The organism is Streptomyces sp. NBC_00154 (assembly GCF_026342835.1).
GTDB lineage: Bacteria > Actinomycetota > Actinomycetes > Streptomycetales > Streptomycetaceae > Streptomyces.
This window is the reverse complement of the sequence record NZ_JAPEMI010000001.1, coordinates 7,140,497-7,159,084: the sequence shown is the minus strand read 5'-3', so window position 1 is coordinate 7,159,084 and position 18,588 is coordinate 7,140,497. Positions and strand designations below refer to the sequence as shown.

The window sequence follows — 18,588 nt, the reverse complement described above, 5'->3', positions numbered from 1 at the left end:
TGGGCGTTCACCGCGCCTGCTGTCGCGTGATGGCCGAACGTTCAGATCGTTCCGGCCGGTGCGGGGCGGGGAAGTCACGCAAGATCGAACGTGGCGCAAGTCACTTCGTCCGACCGATTACTCCGCCTGGCGCCTCCGGTCATACAAGCAGAGGGCATCAACGCCACAAGATCGTTTTGCGCCGAGGGATGGGACACTGCGACATGACTGAAACCGTGAAGGGCCCTGCCGGCTACTTCCCTTCGATTGAGAAGAAGTACGGCCGCCCGATAGCAGAGTGGAAGGACATCATCCGCTCCTCGCCCTTGACCCGGCATATGGAACTCGCCTCCTGGCTCAAAACCGGACACGGGCTCGGGCACGGTCACGCAAACGCCCTTGTCGCGCACACTCTTGCCGAGGACAGCGGGAAGTAAGCCGCTCCATCCCGGCACTGGCAGAGCCCATCGCCACCGGTTGCGATCCCGTTGCGAAATAAGAACCTGCCGACGAACCGGGGTTGTCCGTGCACCGCACTTCGCGCTGGAAGCCGAACCCGTCAGCCGGACCAGGGGGCTTGTCTCAGCTCTGGTGGGCGAGTGGGCCAGCCTGTCGGAACGGGCCTTCGAGGGCTGCCCATTGGAGCAGCATGATGGTTTTGGCGTCGGCGATCATGCCGTTGCGCACCATGTCGAGTGCGTCGGCGAAGGGGAGTTCGACGGTGGTGATGTCCTCACCCTCGGCGGCGATTCCGGTTCCCCCGGTGGGGTTGTCCGCCGGGTCGTAGGGGGCGGCGTAGAAGTGCAGGCGTTCAGTGACGGAGCCGGGGCTCATGTAGACGTCGAAGACGTGCTCGGGAGTGCCGATGACGTGTCCGGTCTCTTCGGCTGCTTCGCGGCGGATCGCTTCGTGCGGGCTGTCGCCGTCGAGGAGCCCGGCGGCGGTTTCCAGGAGCATGCCGTCGGGGTGACCGTTGACGTAGGCGGGGAGGCGGAACTGGCGGGTGAGCAGCACAGTGCGGTGGTCGGCGTTGTGGAGCAGGATGGTCGCCCCATCGCCGCGGTCGTAGGTCTCGCGCTGCTCGCGGCTGACGTGTCCGTCACTGTGCTGGTAGTCAAAGGTGGTCTTGCGCAGGACATACCAGTCGCAGGAGAGCACCTCCACTTCGCGGATCCGCACGTCCGGGTTGCCGTCCAGGTCGCGGCCGTGCTGATCCAGGCCGGTGCGTCCGCGGCGGTCGGGGGTATCGAGGCCGGCGGTCATCGGGCGGCCGGCACGTCGGTGAGGCTGGTGTAGACGTACTTGCCCTGGGCGCGGGCCTGGGCAACCATCTGGTCCGCTCCCTCGGAAGGGCCGCCGATCCGCAGAACGGCGTCGCAGCGGGTGAGCAGTTGCTCGGCGACGGGGTGGAAGATCTCGCGGAAAAGCGGATCGCCGGGCCGGGTGCTACCCGCGGTCTCCAGGAGCGGCAGGGCTAGGGCCTCGCCGGTGACGGGGAGGTGCCCGGCGCGGAACAGGACGAGAGCGGTCTGATTCATCGCCCGGACGTTGGCTTCAAGCGTGTGCGGGTCGTCGCCGGTGCCCGATCGGTAGGGACCGGCGACGAGGATCATCAGCGAGCGTGGATCGGTGGCCACGATGGAACACTCCTCAGGAGGGGGCGGGAGACAAGGGTCAGGCCAGGACAGTGTCGACGCCCGCCTCGCGCAGGGCGTCCAGCGTCTGCGGGCCGCCAGGGTGCGTACGGCCGTCTTCGGCGGCGCTGTCGGTGACGAAACGGTGCACGGCATCGAGGGGGGCGACCCGGCTGAACGCGCGCACGCCGAGCTTGGTCGCGTCCGCCACCGCGACGGTACGGGCGGCCCGGGCGAGTCCCGCCTGTTTGACAGCGGCATCGTCCAGCGAGAACTCCGACCAGCCGTGCTCGGCGTGCACACCACCGATGGACATCACGAAGCAGTCGAAGGCCAAGGACTCCAGCGTGCGCAGCGCCAGCGGACCCACGAAGGAACGCTCGCCAGGACGGGAGCGGCCGCCCACGACCAGGAGCTCGATCCCGGGCCGGTCGGCCAGGCACACCGCGGCCTGAAGGCTCAGCACGGCGATCGTCAGCGGCGCCCGGGCCGCCAGATGCTCGGCAACGTGCACCGTCGTGGTCCCCGCGTCCAGCAGTACCCGCGATCCGGGTTCAACCAGCGCGGCCGCGGCGGCGCCCAGGCGGTCCTTGGTAGCGGCCTGCCACGGCTCCCGCGCCAAGAATCCCGCGTCCTCGGCCCGCGAGCGCGTGGCCACGGCTCCGCCGTGCACGCGGCGCACCAGACCCTGCCCTTCCAGCGCATCCAGGTCCCTGCGCACGGTCATCTCCGACACGCCCAGGCGCTGAGAGAGCTCCGACACGGACACCCGGTCGGAGCCCTGTACCAAGCGCAGGGTCAGGTCCAAACGATTGGCGACACCCATGACCGTTTTCTACCATGCTGATGTTCGAATGACCAATCTTGTGTGCGAACTGAGTTCCACGCCAGCGCCCGATCCTTCTCCGCAGTGCCCCGTAAAAGGCCGATGCACCCGCCTTACGCTGACACGTGCTGCCCGAGGCCATCAGCGGTGAAGCAACTGACCTTGCTGGGCTGCGCGGGGTCGCCTCGGCCCCTCCCGGGCGACCAAGGGCGAGAAAGCGCTCCCGTAGGCCTGGACCGGCTCGACGGGCAGCGCGAGCGAGAAGGCCGCGATCCCCCAGTCGGCGTTCCGGGTCCCCTCCCGGCCGAGCCGAACGAGTTCGCCGCCGGGGGCGGTAGCAGTCGCTGGGCTGTCCACATTGCGTCACGGGCCTACTCAAGGTGGAAACTGCTCAAGATGGAAACCGATGTCGCTCGCCGGCGAGGCGTCGTCGATGACGCTGAGCCCCACAGCCAGATCCGCCAGGAACTGGTCCAAAGGGGCGTCATCCGAGCCGAATGGTGTCACCGGTGACGGTGATCCGTTCGGCAGCCAGCGGCTGCGGCGCGGGACCGGCCACGACCGCAGCGTCCGTGATGCGGTACCGACTGCCGTGGCAGGGGCAGTTGATGGTGCCATCGCTGACCTCGGCGACGGTGCACCCCATGTGGGTGCAGATGGCGGAGAAGCCCTTGAACTCGCCCTCCTTGGGCTGGGTCACCACGACCTCCTGCTCCGCGAAGACTTTGCCGCCTCCGACCGGAATGTCCGATGTCTTGGCGAGAGCCTCTCCTCCCGGTACGGAACCCTTGGCACTCGCCGCGCCTGCCCCGGTGCTCGGCGTCGCGCCCCGGGAGGTCTCCGGAGCGGATGCCGTGCTCCCGCCCCGGTCCCCGGACGAGCCGCAAGCGGTCACCAGCCCGGCGGCGCCCGCCGCACCTGCCGTGAGTACCGTCCTTCGCCCTGCATGCATGGCGTGCTCCCTGCGTGGTGGCCACGACACCGTGAACCGTCCGCTCCCGGCACAGGCATCGTGACCCCGCGGGCCCCTGGGTCCTAGCAACCTGGCGGCAAGCTCGCCCGAGTGGCAGAAGGCTCAGGACGCGACTATGCACTGACGTCCTCCTACTGGCGTCGCCGCCACCATGCACGCGCCCGCCGTTGCCACTACAAGCAGCGCGGCCACACGTTCGCACGACGGCCCGCCAAAGACCGTCCCACCCCCAATCGAGCCCGCAAAACTCTCCACGCCCAAGCCGTTGACCAGCGCTGATGAAGAAGTCCTGCTGCAATCGTCGCGATGACCTGCCCGATTCGAGGCGGGTGCGGGGACGTCCCCGCCGGAGGTCTCCGGCGGGGACGTCCCCTCTGTGCGTCGGCATTTCGGTACGTCAGTGGTCGGCATACCGGAACGCCGGGGCGTCGGTCAGCTGCTCGGCAGGGCGAAGTCGGCCTTCGTCAGGCTGCCGCGCTTCATGCTCACCTTCTTACTGCGCTTGCCGTATCCGTCATCGGTGACGGTGATGGTCGGCGCGGTCGCCTTCAGCCACACGTCGTACACGCCACGGCTGTTGGTCGTGACCGTGATGAGGTGCTTGCCCGCGTGTGACAGGGCAACCGTCGCTCCGGGGAGGATCTTGCCGGTGGCCGCGTCGGTGACCGTGCCGGAGATCTCCGCCCAGGAGGCGGGGGCGGTAGCCTTCAGCGTGACCGGGACGGGCTGGTACACGTACGGCGTGTCGGTGATCATGGACAAGGTGGCCGCGTACGTGCCCGGGGCCGTGAGGGCGTCGGTGTCGGCGGTGACACGGATCCGCGTCGAGTGGCCGGGCGCCAGGTTCACGGTCGACTTGTTCTTCGACAGCCAGCTCACATCGTCGCCGCCGCACTGGTCGAACCCGGTCAGCATCGCAGCGCCGGTGGTGGTGGATACCCCGAACGCATCAGCCGTCCCGCCGATCCGGGAAAGCCCGCAGCCGGTGCTACGCCCGGCATCGGCGACCGCTTCGGGTGCGTTGGGCAGGCCGGTCCAGACATTGGCTTCCGGGTCGTACTGCATGGCGCGGTGGGTCATCGCCGCCGAGGGATAATCCACGCCCCCGACGACCTGGAGTTGACCATTGGCGGAGCTGTACGTCGCGCGGAGCTGGGTGTGCGGCATGTCGGTGGCCCGCGTCCAGGTGTCGGTCTTCGGGTGGTAGATGTACGTGTTCGCCAAGGCAGTGATATGCCCGTCCGAATCGTTCAGGCCGCCCGCGCACACGATGCCGCCGACGATCCCGCCGCATCCGCCGGCGCTCATGGCGACCGGATAGTCGGCGATCCGGCTCCAGGCGTTTCGAGCCGGGTCGTAGCGGTAAACGGTCGAACTCGAGGACCCGTCGGCCGTGACTCCTCCTATCACGTACAGCTTGCCGTCCAGTACCGCGACGGTGGCGTCAGCCAGTGCCTGCGGGAGATCCGCCACCCGTGACCAACTGTCGCTGTTCGGGTGGTACGCGTAGGTGGTGGATGTCCATCCGACGGCCCCGCTCGCGTCGTAGCCAAACCCGCCGGCCACATACAACGTGCCGTTCACGAACGCGCCTGTGGCGGAGTTCCGCGGCTGCGGCAGGTCGGCGATCCGCGACCAGGACTCGGCGGCCTGGTCGTACACGTAACCATGGCTGAGTACGCGCCCTCCCCACATCTTGTCCATTCCACCCACCGAGTACGTCTTGCCCCGGTACGAACCGACGACACTGCTCCTGACCGGCTCGGGGTAGTCGGGCAGCGTCTGCCACGACCCGTCGGCCGGGGCCGGCTTCGTGGCGGCGTCGGGCGCAGGGGCGTTCTGCTCGACCACCGTGACCCTGAGCGGCGCGTGTCCGGTGTTGGTGAGCGTGATGTCCTGGCTCGCCTTGCCACCCAGTGCGGTGTTCAGCGACACCTTGCCGGGCTCGACCTTCAACCGCCCGGCCTGCAGCGCGGGGCTGTAAGTGTGCACCGCGTCGGAGGCGGTGACGGTCGCCTTGTCCGTCACGTACCGCGGAGCGGTCGTGGTGACCGTGTTCTGCCCAGCCTTCGAGCTGTACAGCCAGTAGAAGCCGTCAGGCAGGGTGGGGTCGTTCGGGGTGGCGGTGCTGACCGCGGTGGCGTACATGTCCGCGGCGTCGGCGGAAGTGTTCTTGACAGTGGCGCCGTTGACCGGCTGATGGGTGTTGGCGTCGCTGACGCTCCCCTGGATCAGCCCGCCGCCGAGCGTCCGGCACTGGCCGACCGACACACTGGACACCTCGAAGATCGACTGGCCGTCGCCGCTGAAGTGGAAGCGGACCTGGACATTGCGATGGCCCAGTGCCTGGGTGAGCGGGACCTCGACGTGTCCGAAGAATTCGGACTCGCCCTTGTACACCCGCGTCCAGGTTGCGCCGCCGTCGGTGGTGACGGACACGTCCGCCTCGGAGTCCGCCGGCAGCAAGGACAGCGCGTTGAACCGCAGGTCGGCACTCTTCTGCCCGGTCAGGTCGAACGGCGGCGAGATCAGAGCCGTGTCCTGCGCCTTGCCGCCGGTGCCGTAGGGGTTGGCGACGGCGAAGCCCGCGTCGCCGATGAGGTTCCACGACCCGTCGAACTGCCAGCCGAGTGCGGAGGGGTCCTTGTTGGTGACGGTCCACCCGTACTTCGGATCCGTGGTCCAGCCCTCGAAGGAGGCTTGTGCGGGGTAGGCGAATCCGGGCGCGGTGCACTGCTCGAGGTCCGCGGCCACGGAGACGTTGTGCTGTACGTCGCCCGTACCGATCTTGATGGTGGAGTCGGATGACCTGTATCCGGGATAGACCGGCGTGAGGTGCATCGCGTAGTCGGCCTGTTCGGGCAGGTCCATCGAGTAGTCCCCGGTCTTCGGGTCGGTGTACACCGGCCCGTTCGGGTAGCCGTCGATGGTGATCTTGGCGTAGAGCGGCCAGCCGTGCCCGGACCCGTCGGTCACCTTGCCTGTCACCTTGTGGTTCGGTGTCTTCGTCAGCGCCATGTCCGCGGTGGCGGTGTGGTCGGCGGTCACGGCGATCCCGCTGCGGGTGCCGGTCCCGTAACCGAAGAGCGACGCCGACACGTCGTAGGTGCCGGCTGGGACGGTGACGCGGTAGGCGCCTGCACTGTCCGTCTTGGCGTGAGACAGGAACTGGTCGGCCTTGTCCGTCAGCGTGACGGTCGCCCCTGCGAGCGGCTTACCGGTCGTCCGGTCCGTGAGGCGGCCGTTTACGACCCCGGTCGGAGCCGGGACGAGGGCGGAGACGCCGTCCGGTGTGCCGAGTCCGGTGGGCCCGTCCCAGCCGGGTCCGGCCTCGCACAGCACGTCGCCGCAGGCGCCGTTGACGCCCTCGGTGATGTCGAAGAGGCCCTTGGTCTGGTGGGCATAGGGGTAGGTCACCGGGTACGTACCCGCAGCCGGGGTTCCCGCCAGTGCGTACATCGCAGCGATCAGCGGCGAGGACAGGCTCGTGCCGCCCACCTGGAGCCAGCCGTCGTTGAGCGAGTTGTACACCGCCAGGCCGCTTTGCGGGTCGGCGACCGCGGAGATGTCTGCGGTGGCTCTGCGCGGACAGTTCGTCGCCGATCCGCTCTGGTAGTCCGGCTGCGGCTCGAAGGTGGAGCAGCCGCTGCCGGCGCCGGACCAGGCGCTCTCCGTCCACCCACGCGCGGCGCCGGGGGCACGGGTCAGCAGCGTACCGCCGGTGGCGACGACATTCGGGTCGGAGGACGGCCAGATGACCTCGTTGCCGGTGTCGCCGGAAGATGCGGTGACCACCACACCGGGATGGTCGTAGTCGGCGCCGCTCAGGTCGGACGCATTGGCGTCCGCCAGACCGTAGGAGTTGGACACGAACTTGGCACCGAGCTCCACCGCGGTATTGACGGCGGTACCCAGGTCACCCACGCTCGCACTGTCCCCCTGGACCAGCAGGATGTGGCAGGCGGGGCAGGCCGACGAGACCGCGTCGAGGTCGAGAGCGGTCTCCAGCGACCATCCCTGGTCGTCCGACGGGTAGTTGACGCCGCCTCGCTGGTCGACCTTGCGGAAGCACCCGTTCTCCGTGGTGCACGCGGGCAGTCCGAACTGTTCGCGGTACTTGCCGAGATCGGCCTCCGCGTCGGCATATCCATAAGCGTCCACGATCGCGACGGTCTGGCCCTGGCCGGTGGCCGGCAGGCGGTAGGCGGACTGGATGTCCGTGGGAGTCAAGGCCGTGGACGGTGGGCCGGCCGCTCTGACCATGACGCGCTGGTCGGATGTCGTCCGCACCAACGCCTGGCAGCTCGCGGTGTGCTTCTTCGGCGTCGGGGTGTTGCAGTCGGCGGGCGCGTAGCGGTGAACCAGGCCCGCGATTTTCGACGGCGAGGGCTTGTTGTCCTGCCGGGCCGCAGCAGCGGCCCTTTCTGCCTGCCGTGCCACCTCCGCCGGGACGGCGGCGGTGGGTTTCCGGGCCCCGGCCGCCGGATCGGCCGCGATGGCGGGAACCTGGGCCGCGGCGAACAGGCCTAGGCAGGCGGCTATAAGGAACGAAACAGGAGCGCGCAAGCGCCCACGTCTTATCATGAACAGACAACCCTTCAGTCGGGGTGGGGCGGAGTCAGAGCGGTTCGTAGCCAGAGGGCTCCTCGCGGTCGGCACCCTCTCCGTCCACGCCCTCCGGCTCGTCCCGATCGCCGTGAAGTTCGTGCTCGCACGAACTCGTGTCCTTGCCATCACTCATGAAAAACCCTCAGTTGCTGCGCTCCGGATGAACGCCGTGCGCCTGTGAGTATGGGTCTGGTGAGCGGACATGTGCGATTGGTCAAATGGGCTAAAGAATGCGTGGACGTGCACGGACGAGTCCGCGCCGTTCAGAAGCTCCCCGCCTGCGTCACGTTCACGGCCAAGGCCGTTCTGGACGTCACCCCGTATTTGCGCATGGCCGACTTCAACTGCGCCGTGACGGTGCTGGGTGACCTCGACAGCTCCACGGCTATCTGACGGTTCGTCAGTCCCTGCAGCATCAGCCGTACCACCTCCAACTCCCGTGGCGACAGCTGGTTCCCGTATCCGCGCCGTCCGCCGCGCCGCCCGTCCCGCGCGGCGGCCGTGCAGCGCTCGACGCCTTCCTGAGCCCGTGCCGCTGCGTACGGCCTCGGCAGCTGCGACCACGCCTGAGCCACGTTGCCCCAGGCCCGCGCCGCCGCTTCGAACTCTCCCCGGCCCTCGGCAAGCGCCGCACGGCACTCCTCCAGTCCCGCACGCGCAGCGGGCGCGCGCCGCCCGCTCAGCCCCTCCTCGAAGGCGGCCACGAGACGCTCCGCCTCCTCCTGCCGCCCGGCCGCGGCCAGCGCGGCCACGCGCACAGGTGCGACATCCGTCGCCCAGAACCAGATGCCCTTGCGCATGACCAGACGTATGGGGTCCTCGGTGAGTGCAAGGGCCTCCTCGGTGTCACCCGCGGCGAGCCTGAGCCGTGCCTGCGCCGCGGCAGGCTCCAGCCACAGACCGACGGCGCCGCGGCGTTCGCCTTCCTCCCGCACCGTCCGCAGCAGATCTTCGACATCCTCATCCGCGCCCACTGTCGCCAACTTCACCTGGGCCACAACCAGTAGGGCCTGCAGTCGGCACAAGGGCTCTTCGCCCACGTCCGACCACTGCCCGGCCCGCTCGGCCAGGCCCTGCCACGCCCCGGTCAAGTAGTCGAGGTGGAGGAGCGTCACTCCTGCCAGGTCTGCGAGCAACTGGTACGCGTGCCGCCCCGCGACATCGACGGCCCTCGTCAGTCGCTGTCGGGCCTCCGCGTACCGTCCCCACCGAATCGCCGCGTCCCCGATGTTCAATTCGGCTCGGCCGCGTTGGAGGGCCAGCTGTGGTGTCGACTCGTCGTCGCCCAGTTCCTCGGCGAGCACCCAGCCGGATTCCTCGCCGAGTTCGAGCAGCGCGGTCGTACGGTTGACCAGCAAGGACATCCGCTCATGCGGGGAGAGCGTCGCACCGGCGGTGAACTGCCGGGCCCGCTCCAGCCAGCGCAGATGGGTCTTGGCCGGCCAAGTTCCGCTCAGCACCGGATATCCGAGCGCGGTCATCGCCCAGCCGCCGGCGTATGTCCCGTCGACGAGGTCGGGTATCGCCGGCTCCAACTCCCCCGCTGCAGCGGCGTACTCACCGAGTTGGATGAGGATCTGAGCGAGCTGGCTGCGCACTTCGGCGCGGTCGCGCGCGCTGAGCCGGTCCGTTTCGAGGACGGCGCGCAATGTGGCCAGGACATCCGCACGCCGGGTGTAGCCGGTGAACGCCTGGAACGGCATCTTCCGCACCAATGGGGCGACCGCTTCCGCGGGCAGCCCCGGTTCGTTGATCAATTCGTGCAGAAAGGCGAGGGCTGTGACGTGGTCACCGGACGCGAGGGCGATGTCCGCTGCCTGCCCGGCGTACTCGCACCACCGCACGATCTCGCCGGCCTGCCGGAAGTGATGGGCGAGCCGGCCGACGGGCCGGGGCCGGGCGGTCTCCAGCAGCGCGGCGGCGCGGCTGTGAACGGCGCGACGTTCGGACGCCGACGCCCGGTCGTACACCGTCAGGGCGGCGAGCGTATGCCGGAACGCGATACGGCCCGAGCCGGAGCCGACCTCGACCAGCAGGCCACTGCGTACCGCGTCGAAGACGGCTGATTCGACCACCGTGGCGGCGGTCCCCCAGGCCGGCGCGATGGCGAAATCTGCCGGACGGCCCGTCCGGCCGCCGAGGCCTGACTCCTGGTCGCCCGCGACCCCGGTCAGCCCACTGACCGTCCCCAGCGTCCTCTCGTTCGCCGGATCGCTCAGGACGGCAGCCGCGAGCAGCACTCGCCGGGCGTCGGCCCCGAGCCGGGCCACCCGCTCGGTGACGGCGTCCCGGATCGTCGGCGGCACGGCGATCTCGTCGAGGGTGCGCCGCATCCATTCGCCGTCCCGCCGGACCAGGTCGGCCCGGTCCCGCAGCAGCCGGACGCACTCCTCCAACGCGAGCGGCACGCCCTCGGTACGGTCGTGCAGGAATGTGGCGAACTCGGTGGAGACGTGTTCGTCGTCCAGCATCGACGACACGAGCTCCGCGGTGTCCGACACCGCGAGTCCGGTCAGGCCCACACGTGCGTGACTGATCCCCGCGCTCGTCGGTACCCGGGAGGACAGGCGCAACAGCAGGGAGTCGGCGGCCACCTCCTCGGGACGGCAGGTCATCACCAGGGTGAGCGGGAACGGCTGCCGTGAGGCCAGGAACAGCAGGAACTCCAGCGTCGCCTCGTCCGCCCAGTGCACGTCCTCGACGACCAGGATGTCGATTCCGAGACGGTCAAGGAGTTCGGCGAAGGCCCGGATCAGCCGGTGCCGGGCGGCGCCGGCATCGGCCAGCGGCTCCGGCGCGGACGGCAGGCCGTCCGCCCATTCCGGGAACAGCGGCCGCAGCGCACCGGCCAGCGCCGACAATCCGAGGTCCGCCACATCGGCGCCACTCGGTGCGGCCTGTCGGGCGGCGTCAACGATCGGGCCGAGGGTCAGCGCCTCACGGAACGGCGGGCACACCGCCACCAGCGTGCGCGGACCTCCGATGGCGACCGCCGCCAAGGCCTCCCGCACCAAGCGGCTCTTGCCGATGCCCGCCTCGCCCTCCACCAGCACAAGTGCGGGCAACTGCTGCAGGGCGTCCGTCACACGCTTCAGTTCCGCGTCGCGCCCGACAAAGCGGGGGCGGCGGCATACAGGGGATGTCGCCGGTGCGGTCATGGATCTGAAGTAACTCCCAACGTGTTCAGCAGGTCGCTGGCCAGCAGTTCGCCGGGCCGCCCCGGTGTGCTGGGACTCTTGGCGCGCAACTGGTCCACAGAAGTGGTGCCGGGTCCCTCACGCCTGTCGGACGGCCGGGCGCGAGTTACGGGTAGGAAGCCCGCCGGAGACGTACCAGTAGCCGCCCCGGCGGAAACGGGCGTGATCCGTGGAGATGGTGGTGGTCAGCCACATGCGTATGCCGGCCGCGCCGGGCGTTCCCTCGGGGGCAAAGTCGTGTCCCTGTGGCGAACGGCGCCTGCGGACGGCATGGGACCGGTATCCGCGGGTACCGCGGCGGTGGCCGGTATGACCCCTGTCGTCGGAGCGGCAACCGCGGCAAGCGCGATCGGCTCTGGTCGGGAAATGGGAACGCTGGGCAAGGAGACCCCTCGAGTGAGGTGAAAACGCAAGAACACGTACGTTGTCGGGCGTCCTCGGCCACCACCTGGGAGTTCATGTGTCGACCATGCACCCGGGCCCAGGGCTGCATCGGTCATTTGACTCCATGACCAAATCGTGGCTGCTCAGTACCCGTGCGCCGTCGACTCCTGCTGACTGCGCGATCAGCCTCACCTGCGAACGCTACGATCTCGACCTGATTCGGCCTGGACCGAAGAACGACATTCCGGAAGCATCACCTCAGGCCGTCATGATCTACCGCATGCAATTCACCGTCCACCTTGGGCTTGAGGCCGTCTGCCGCTGGCGGAAACCAGGTGGCCTCGGCGTACCACCTGGGTAGGGTGGGGCAATGCCCGAGCTGAAGCGGCTGCATGTCAGCCATGCCCCGGCGGTCTTGGCCTTCGAGTTGGCGAATCGCGCCTACTTCGCTGCCTCGGTCTCCGACCGCGGCGACGACTTCTTCGCCCAGTTCACCGACAGGTACAACGCCTTGCTGGCTGAGCAGGAGGCGGGCATCTGCGCCTTCTACGTGCTCATCGCCGAGGACAGCTCGGTACTCGGCAGGTTCAACCTGGTCGACATCGAGGACCACACTGCGGAACTCGGCTACCGGGTCGCGCAGCACGTCGCCGGGCGCGGCGTGGCGACCGCGACCGTTCGGGAAGTGTGCCAGCTGTCGGCGGCCCAGCACGGGCTGCGCACATTGCGAGCGGCCACGGCCCGCCAGAACCTCGCGTCCCAAAAGGTGCTGACCAAAGCCGGGTTCGTTCCCGTCGGCCCCGCCGACCCAGCCCACATCGGCGGTAAGCCAGGCACCTGGTATCAGCGCGACCTGGTCCTCCCGCCACGCAGCGCGATCTCGCCTGGCTGCGGGAAGGCCGCGGCCACCACATCGCAGCAGACCACTGAATCCTGATCAACAACGTGGCCCAGGTGATCACGGGTATGTCTTCACACGGTGGTATCTCCTGCCACCAGCACAGGGGATACATCGCAGTCATTTTCAGGGTAGGAAGTCCCAGAACGGGCCGTCAGGCGCGAAGTTGCGAGAACACAACGTCACGTCCCCACCCTTGAGATAAGCCAGCAACCACTCACTGAACGTCATCTCGTAGAGAGTCCAGGCCGGACTGTCGAACTCCTGGACCACGACGCGCCAGGGCGACGAGGGGTTGTCGGGAATGCGAAGGAAAACCGCCTCGCCCGTCGTGGCCGACGCCACCGGGATCAGTTCCCCGGGGTTCGCCCCCACCGGACTCGGCACGAACTCCGCCATGTCCTCCTCGCGTCAGAGCTCGAGATCCCCCTGATGTTTTCTCTCAGACATGGGCCGGACGAGCGCCGTGAACGACCGCTGGATCTCGTTGCAGGTGAGCGGGATCAGCCCGTCCGGGGCAGGATGGCGGGCGGGTTCGTCGGCGCGGACGGCGGCGAGGAAGGCGTGGGCGAGCATGGCCAGGGTGTCCCAGCGGGACCATGAGGTGAAACACCGAAACTGGTGCCGTCCATGGCCCACTTGATCGGGCGTTTGTGCGCGGTCTGAAAGGGTCCAAGCTCTTGAGGCAGGTCCCCGCCAGGGCGAGCAGGTGCGGACCGGATCGGCCGGCATCAGCGGCTCGATCCGGTCCCACATCGCATCAGTGATCACTAACCGGACAGACACGTCCGATCAACCGACCCACCCCTCAAGGAGACACGCCCCAGCGGTCGATCAAAGTTTTCGCCTGCAGCAATTGCTCACTGACGGTGTCGAGCAGCTGCTGACCCAGGCCAACCCCCAGTAGGCGCGATGGAACCCGCCGGTCCTGGAAGTCCGGATGGTGAACGGAGCCGACCGCGACCTTTACCTGGATGGGCAAGGCTCCCTGCTCATTCCGTCGATGTTCTGCACACGCGCCATCCGTGAAGTCCTTCCGTGCCTGCTGAGGCGTACTACTTGGTGAAGTAGAAGTACTTCCAGGCGCCGCGGGTGGTGGAGTTCACGTTGTCGCCGGAGGAACCGTTGATGTACGAGGAGCGCATGCGCATCCGGTAGCCGGTGTCGTGCGTACCGGTCAGGGTCACGACGGACTTGCCGTTGGTGCCGAGCGCGAAGTACTGGGATCCCGCGTCGTACCACTTGCCCTGGTAGTAGATCTCCAGGTTCAGCTTCTGCGAGCGGTTCTTGTAGTACGTCATGGTTGTGGTGAAGACCGGGTTGGTCTTCTTGTGGAAGTACGCGTACGAGGTGGAACCGATCTTCGCCGTCTTGTACTGCTTGGCGATCGTCGTGGAGACCTTCACCTTGGCATAGGCCGTGGCCTTCACCGTCTTGGAGGCCGAGCGGGCGTCACCGGCGAAGACCGCCGTGACCGTGGTGTCCCGGGTCATGTCCACCGTGGCGGACAAGTTGCCCTTGGAATTGACCTTGCCCGTTTTCACCAGCTTTTTCGGCTTGTCCGAGCCGAACGGGTCAGCCCAGATCTCGACCGTGCGGTTCTTGTACGTGGATCCGAGGTGTGCGGTGAACGAGACATCGGCGCCGTAGGAGTACAGCGCGCCGTTGTGGTTGAGGGTGAGGGAGGTGGCGGTGCGCGACACAGCGACCGTGTCCTTGCCCGACGCCGGTGCGTGGGTGGCATCGCCACCGTACTGTGCGGTGTAGGTGACGTTGCCGCCGGCGGGCGGCACGTCCGTGAAGGAGAACGTGCCGGAGGAGCTGACCGTCTTCGTACCGAGCGACTTGCCCTTGGGCGAGTCGATGTCGGTGCGGGTGATGGTGACCGTCGAACCGGACGGGAAGGACTTGTCGGAGGTCAACTTGCCGGTGGCACTGAGCTTCTTGCCGCGGGTCGCCTTGGCCGGCGCCGAAACGCTCGCCTTGACCGGGTAGCGAGTGGCGTTGTCGAGGACACGTAGATGCGTACCGCTGTTGCTGGACGCGATGGCGAACAGCTTGCTTCCGTCAGGGGCCCAGGCGAGTCCTTGGTTGGCGATGGTGTCGCCGCCCGATGCGTTCAAGTCGTACGTATAGGTGCGGTAGGGCGTCTTCGCGCCCGGCTTGAAGATGTAGATGTCCTTGTCGTACCAACTGAACGTGGACAGGGCGATCGTCCCGTCCGGTGCGATCGCGGCGGAGTTGGGGTTGCCGGCCTCGACGGGGTAGCCGCCGGTGCGGCTGAGGTCATCGGTATTGATGGCGGTCGCCGCGTAGGGCGATTCGCCGGAGGCGGCGACGATCGTCTTGGCGTCTGCGCTGAGCGCGAAGTCGTTCATGTAGTTCGCGGCCTCGGCCGGCATGCCCTGCTTGCGCAGCACGGGTGTTCCGGAAGACACGTCGTACACGGCGAGACCCGACCAAGTTCCGTGGATACCGACCACGAGAGTGTTCCCGGCCGACTCCAACTCGGGGGCGTCGTAGAAGCCCAGGTCAGGGAGTTGGTCAAGAACGATCTCGGGGGTGCTCTGCGCAGGGTCGAACGATCCCAGGTGGTGCGACGGCTGTTGCCCGTACATGAACCAGACCCGGCCGCCCGCGACCGCCAGGGTCTGCGGGTCGGTGTTCTCACCGGTCGAGTAGCGTGCGGCCGCGGTCGAGGTGGACGTCTCGATGGCCACGACGGCGTCCTCCCCCGGGACGGCCGCGTAGACGGTACGGGAGTCGGGCGTGATCGCCAGGTCCCGTACCCCGGAGAGATCAGGGACGGTCGCCACAAGCTTGCCCGCGTAGTCGGTGACGACGACCTTGTTGCCGGCCGGATCGCTGATGTACACCCGCTTGTGGACACCGTCCACGGCGATGTCGCCGTACGAGGAGATCGACAGAGCCATGCTGGAATCCGCCGCAGCAGGACCCACGGTGCCCGCGGCGATGGCCGTCGAGCTGAAGAGGACCGCGAGCGCGGTCGACACGGTGCGCATGCGCACGTTGATTCGTACCCCCACTGAGAAGCCCGGTGGACAGACCGGGTGATGAGTCGGGCCGCGCGACACCCGAATGCCGTCCATGTGAAGACGACGTGAAGGGCGCGGCCGCAGACGCAGCGTATGTCATGGCTGCGACAGTTGGGGAGCGGGTTTTCCGGATCTTCCGCGTCTTCCCTGGCCGGCTGCCGCACCTCGATCTGGGCCGGTTCGGCGACGCCGGCCTCGGCCAGGGCGTCGACCACCTGGTGCAGATACGGACGTGCGCGTCGGGTGCGCAGTTCTGCTTCGACGATCGCCCCGGCTCCGCGGTGTCGGTGCAGGAGCGGAAGTGAAGTCCGGACCCCGACACCGTTGGCCGTCGGAGTCCAACAGAACGGGCCGTACCGTTGTCCAGCACGGCGTGCACCAGCCACAACTCCATGCGCTCGCCACGCAGTACCAAAGGCGCCGTGGAACACGCCCGAGCGATCAGTGAGATACGGCCGCTGTTGGCTCAGCGGGGATTCCGGACTCCGCCCGAAAGACGGTGAATGGGCCGGCGGGGACACGTCCGAACGCTCCGGCGCTCAGGCGACAAGTACCGGGTGAGACCGCCGGCCGGTGGTCGGGAGGGAGGGCCCGTGAGCAAGAACGGGGACACCGGGGACACCCGGGACTTGACCGGAGTGGGGGACGACGATTCGCTGGCGCGTTCCGCGCGCGACCCGGCCGCTTTCGAGCCGCTGGTAACGCGGCACTCCACCGCCCTGCACGGCTACTTCGCCCGCCGCGCACCCGTCGCCGCCGACGACCTGCTTGCCGAGCTGTGGCTCCAGGCGTACGCCGCCAGACGGAACTTCGATCCGGCGCGCGGCTCGGCCCGCGCCTGGCTGTTCGGTGTGGCCAGGAACGTGCTGTCCGCGCACTGGCGCAGGCTCGCCCAGGACCGTCCGGGGCCGCCCTCCGGCGACGCGGACGTCATGGACTGGGCGGCCGTCGACGACCGGCTCGACGCATCCGCGCTCGCGCCGGAGCTCCGCCGCGCCATCGGCGAACTCCCCTACGAAGAAAAGGAGTTGTTGCTGCTGATCGCCTGGGAGCAGCTCACCCCGACGGAGGCGGCCGCAGTGGTCGGCATCCCCGCGGGCACCGCACGTTCGCGGTTGCACCGTGCCCGCGGCCGACTGCGGGCGCACGCGGCGCTCGCCCCGGCCAAGACCCGCATCCGGCTGACTGGAGACCTGGCATGACCGACAACGCACAGTTCCACGGCTCCATCGACGTGCTCGACTTCCCGGGCGCGGACGACCTGATCGCGGCGGGACGCGTCGAGCCGCCCTCGGCCCAGGTGGTGGAAGCGGCCCGCGCCCAGGTTTCGGCGGGCGCCGTCGTCGTACCCCTGGAAGCGCCTCGGCGGAGGCAGTCCCGCAGCCGGCGTCTGCTCGTCGCAGCGGCAGCGGTCGCGGCGATCGCCGCGGGCGCGGTGGCGTATCCGGTGATCGGGGTCGGCGAGAGCAAGCCCCCGGCGTCCGCGTCCGCGGCGGAGTTCCTGAACAGGATGGCGGCGACGGCCGCGGGCGCGCCGGAGACGGATGCGCCGTACTGGAACGTGCACGTCGAGGTCGACAACGAGGACGACGGGCTGCGTCAGTCGACTTCGTGGTTCGACCGTGAGGGGCACCTCTGGTCCCGGAACCCCGACGGGAACATCCAGAAGCCGGTCCTCGGCGGCAAGTTGAAGGCCTGGCCGGTGGGCGACGAGTTCCTCACCTGGAAGCAGTTGGAGGGCCTGCCGACGGACCCGGACGCGCTGGAGAGGCGGCTCGGTGACAATGCCTTCGGCAAGGCGTCGGTCCTGCTCCAGGACGCCCCACTCGCCCCGGAGGTGCGCGCGGCACTCTTCAAGATCATGGCAAGGACCGAGGGTGTGAAGCTCATCGGCCAGGTCGAGGACACCAAGGGCCGCAAGGGGACGGCTGTGAAGTTCACCGGTCGGCCGGGATGGATGGAGGACCCGGCCACAGGCAAGAGGACCACATTGCCGGCCCGCACGACCCGACTCGTGATCGACCCGGAGTCGGGCAAGCTCCTGGAGTCGTACGACACGGCCAAGGGCATGCCGGACTCCCGCGCCACCTACCTCGAAGTCGGCCCGGTCAACAAGATCGGCTGAACCACCGGACGGGGGCCGGAACCCGCGGACGGGAGTGCATGCACCCGCACCTCCGTCCGTGGGGAACCCCGCGCGGCGCACCCCCGATCCGGCCTGATGCTCTTCCTATGGTCCGAAATGCTTTGGCTTCAGGCTCGTTGACGGTGTGTGAATGAGCTGGTGGGGGATGCGCGGACGTGGTCGCCGGACGGGCAGGAGGCGGCGCGGTTGCCGGCGGTGCCGCGCTGGTCGAGGGCCGAGGCCGGGGCCGGGGCCGGGGCCGGGGCCGGGGCCGGGGCCGGGGCCGGGGCCGGGGCCGGGGCCGGGGCCGGGGCCGGGGCCGGGGCCGGGGCCGGGGCCGGGTAGAGGTTGCCGCCCTGTTCAACTATCGGTCAAGGCCGTGGACCACTGGTCGGCAGTGGCAGGCCGACTGGCGGGCGCACTGCTGTCGCGCCCGCGAGGCCGTCGCCACGGGTGAGCACAGGTCCTGTCCGAGACCGGGCGGGCCGCTGCCCGGCAGGCTGTCCTCGATCACATCCCCTCCGGCCTGCGGCTTTCCGGTCGGTTGTGGACGCAGGGCAGATAGCGAGCTGATCTTCAAGGTGTACGGGGTCAGGTTCACCGAACCGGCCGTGGGCATTACCTCAAGTGCTGGGGGCCGACCGTCCAACGTCCGGACAAGCGGGCGGTCGAGCAGGCCCCGGAAGCGGTCCGCGTCCGGCATGAGGAGATCTTGCCGGCGATCCGGTCCAGGGCGAAGGCCGAGAACGGTGAAGTCCGCTTCGGTGACCAGGTCGGGATCCACTCGGCCCTGCCTCCCCCGCCGCGTCTCGCTTCCGGGCCTCGGTCTGTGACCGTGCCCATGTGATCGGTCCGGGGCTTGATGGGCAAGCGCAAGATTGACTTATGTGCAGATCTCGAATCCGGCC

Annotated in this window: 15 protein-coding genes and 2 pseudogenes; 5 read left to right on the top strand and 12 right to left on the bottom strand. The window is 68.6% G+C overall.

What is annotated here, in order from left to right; genetic code table 11:
* The first annotated feature begins 203 nt into the window (after positions 1-203).
* Positions 204-416: a DUF4287 domain-containing protein gene (locus OHA03_RS32035; protein ID WP_267007195.1), complete on the top strand. Its 213-nt coding sequence runs from the start codon at positions 204-206 to the stop codon at positions 414-416.
* 145 nt (positions 417-561) lie between these two features.
* Here the strand turns inward: OHA03_RS32035 and OHA03_RS32030 are convergent, their stop codons facing one another.
* From OHA03_RS32030 to OHA03_RS32000, 7 genes are all read right to left on the bottom strand, one after another.
* Positions 562-1,242 (bottom strand): NUDIX domain-containing protein, encoded by a 681-nt coding sequence (locus OHA03_RS32030; protein WP_267007194.1) that lies wholly within the window; start codon positions 1,240-1,242, stop codon positions 562-564.
* The gene (locus OHA03_RS32025) at positions 1,239-1,592 is read right to left on the bottom strand and encodes a DUF4406 domain-containing protein (RefSeq protein ID WP_267008238.1); all 354 of its coding nucleotides are present in this window, start codon (positions 1,590-1,592) and stop codon (positions 1,239-1,241) included. The genes OHA03_RS32030 and OHA03_RS32025 overlap by 4 nt, the downstream gene beginning before the upstream one ends.
* Positions 1,593-1,653: 61 nt before the next feature.
* Positions 1,654-2,439, bottom strand: a complete 786-nt coding sequence (locus OHA03_RS32020; protein WP_267007193.1) for a DeoR/GlpR family DNA-binding transcription regulator — start codon at positions 2,437-2,439, stop codon at positions 1,654-1,656.
* A gap of 484 nt (positions 2,440-2,923) precedes the next feature.
* Entirely contained in the window at positions 2,924-3,391 is a 468-nt protein-coding gene (locus OHA03_RS32015; protein WP_267007192.1) for a Rieske (2Fe-2S) protein, read from the bottom strand.
* Positions 3,392-3,844: 453 nt separating this feature from the next.
* Positions 3,845-7,978, bottom strand: a complete 4,134-nt coding sequence (locus OHA03_RS32010) for a carboxypeptidase regulatory-like domain-containing protein (protein WP_267007191.1) — start codon at positions 7,976-7,978, stop codon at positions 3,845-3,847.
* A 52-nt stretch (positions 7,979-8,030) separates the two neighbouring features.
* Positions 8,031-8,153, bottom strand: coding sequence for a hypothetical protein (locus OHA03_RS32005; RefSeq protein WP_267007190.1), 123 nt, complete (start codon positions 8,151-8,153; stop codon positions 8,031-8,033).
* Positions 8,154-8,283: 130 nt separating this feature from the next.
* Entirely contained in the window at positions 8,284-11,178 is a 2,895-nt protein-coding gene (locus tag OHA03_RS32000) for an AAA family ATPase (RefSeq protein ID WP_267007189.1), read from the bottom strand.
* Between the two features lie 793 nt (positions 11,179-11,971).
* Between OHA03_RS32000 and OHA03_RS31995 the strand changes: the two genes are divergently transcribed.
* Positions 11,972-12,538, top strand: coding sequence for a GNAT family N-acetyltransferase (locus OHA03_RS31995; protein WP_267007188.1), 567 nt, complete (start codon positions 11,972-11,974; stop codon positions 12,536-12,538).
* Between the two features lie 87 nt (positions 12,539-12,625).
* Here OHA03_RS31995 and OHA03_RS31990 read toward each other — a convergent pair whose 3' ends face one another.
* The 5 genes and pseudogenes from OHA03_RS31990 to OHA03_RS31970 form a co-directional block, all read right to left on the bottom strand.
* On the bottom strand, positions 12,626-12,898 hold the full coding sequence (locus OHA03_RS31990; protein WP_267007187.1) for a hypothetical protein: 273 nt from the start codon (positions 12,896-12,898) through the stop codon (positions 12,626-12,628).
* Between the two features lie 12 nt (positions 12,899-12,910).
* Positions 12,911-13,123, bottom strand: a pseudogene (locus OHA03_RS31985) (IS701 family transposase); the annotation flags it as partial.
* A pseudogene (locus OHA03_RS31980) lies at positions 13,120-13,285 on the bottom strand (transposase); the annotation flags it as partial. The pseudogenes OHA03_RS31980 and OHA03_RS31985, both read right to left, overlap by 4 nt.
* Positions 13,286-13,307: 22 nt before the next feature.
* Positions 13,308-13,481, bottom strand: coding sequence for a hypothetical protein (locus OHA03_RS31975; protein ID WP_267007186.1), 174 nt, complete (start codon positions 13,479-13,481; stop codon positions 13,308-13,310).
* A 73-nt stretch (positions 13,482-13,554) separates the two neighbouring features.
* The gene (locus OHA03_RS31970) at positions 13,555-15,522 is read right to left on the bottom strand and encodes an Ig-like domain repeat protein (protein WP_267007185.1); all 1,968 of its coding nucleotides are present in this window, start codon (positions 15,520-15,522) and stop codon (positions 13,555-13,557) included.
* Positions 15,523-15,653: 131 nt separating this feature from the next.
* On the opposite strand from OHA03_RS31970, the gene OHA03_RS31965 reads away from it, so the two are divergent.
* The 3 genes from OHA03_RS31965 to OHA03_RS31955 all read left to right on the top strand — a co-directional run bounded on the left by OHA03_RS31965 (position 15,654) and on the right by OHA03_RS31955 (position 17,680).
* Positions 15,654-15,860 carry a hypothetical protein gene (locus OHA03_RS31965; protein ID WP_267007184.1) on the top strand — a complete coding sequence of 69 codons (207 nt, stop codon included), beginning with the start codon at positions 15,654-15,656 and terminating at the stop codon, positions 15,858-15,860.
* Between the two features lie 288 nt (positions 15,861-16,148).
* Entirely contained in the window at positions 16,149-16,757 is a 609-nt protein-coding gene (locus OHA03_RS31960) for an RNA polymerase sigma factor (protein ID WP_267007183.1), read from the top strand.
* Positions 16,754-17,680 (top strand): CU044_5270 family protein, encoded by a 927-nt coding sequence (locus OHA03_RS31955; protein WP_267007182.1) that lies wholly within the window; start codon positions 16,754-16,756, stop codon positions 17,678-17,680. The genes OHA03_RS31960 and OHA03_RS31955 overlap by 4 nt, the downstream gene beginning before the upstream one ends.
* The last annotated feature ends 908 nt before the right edge of the window (positions 17,681-18,588 follow it).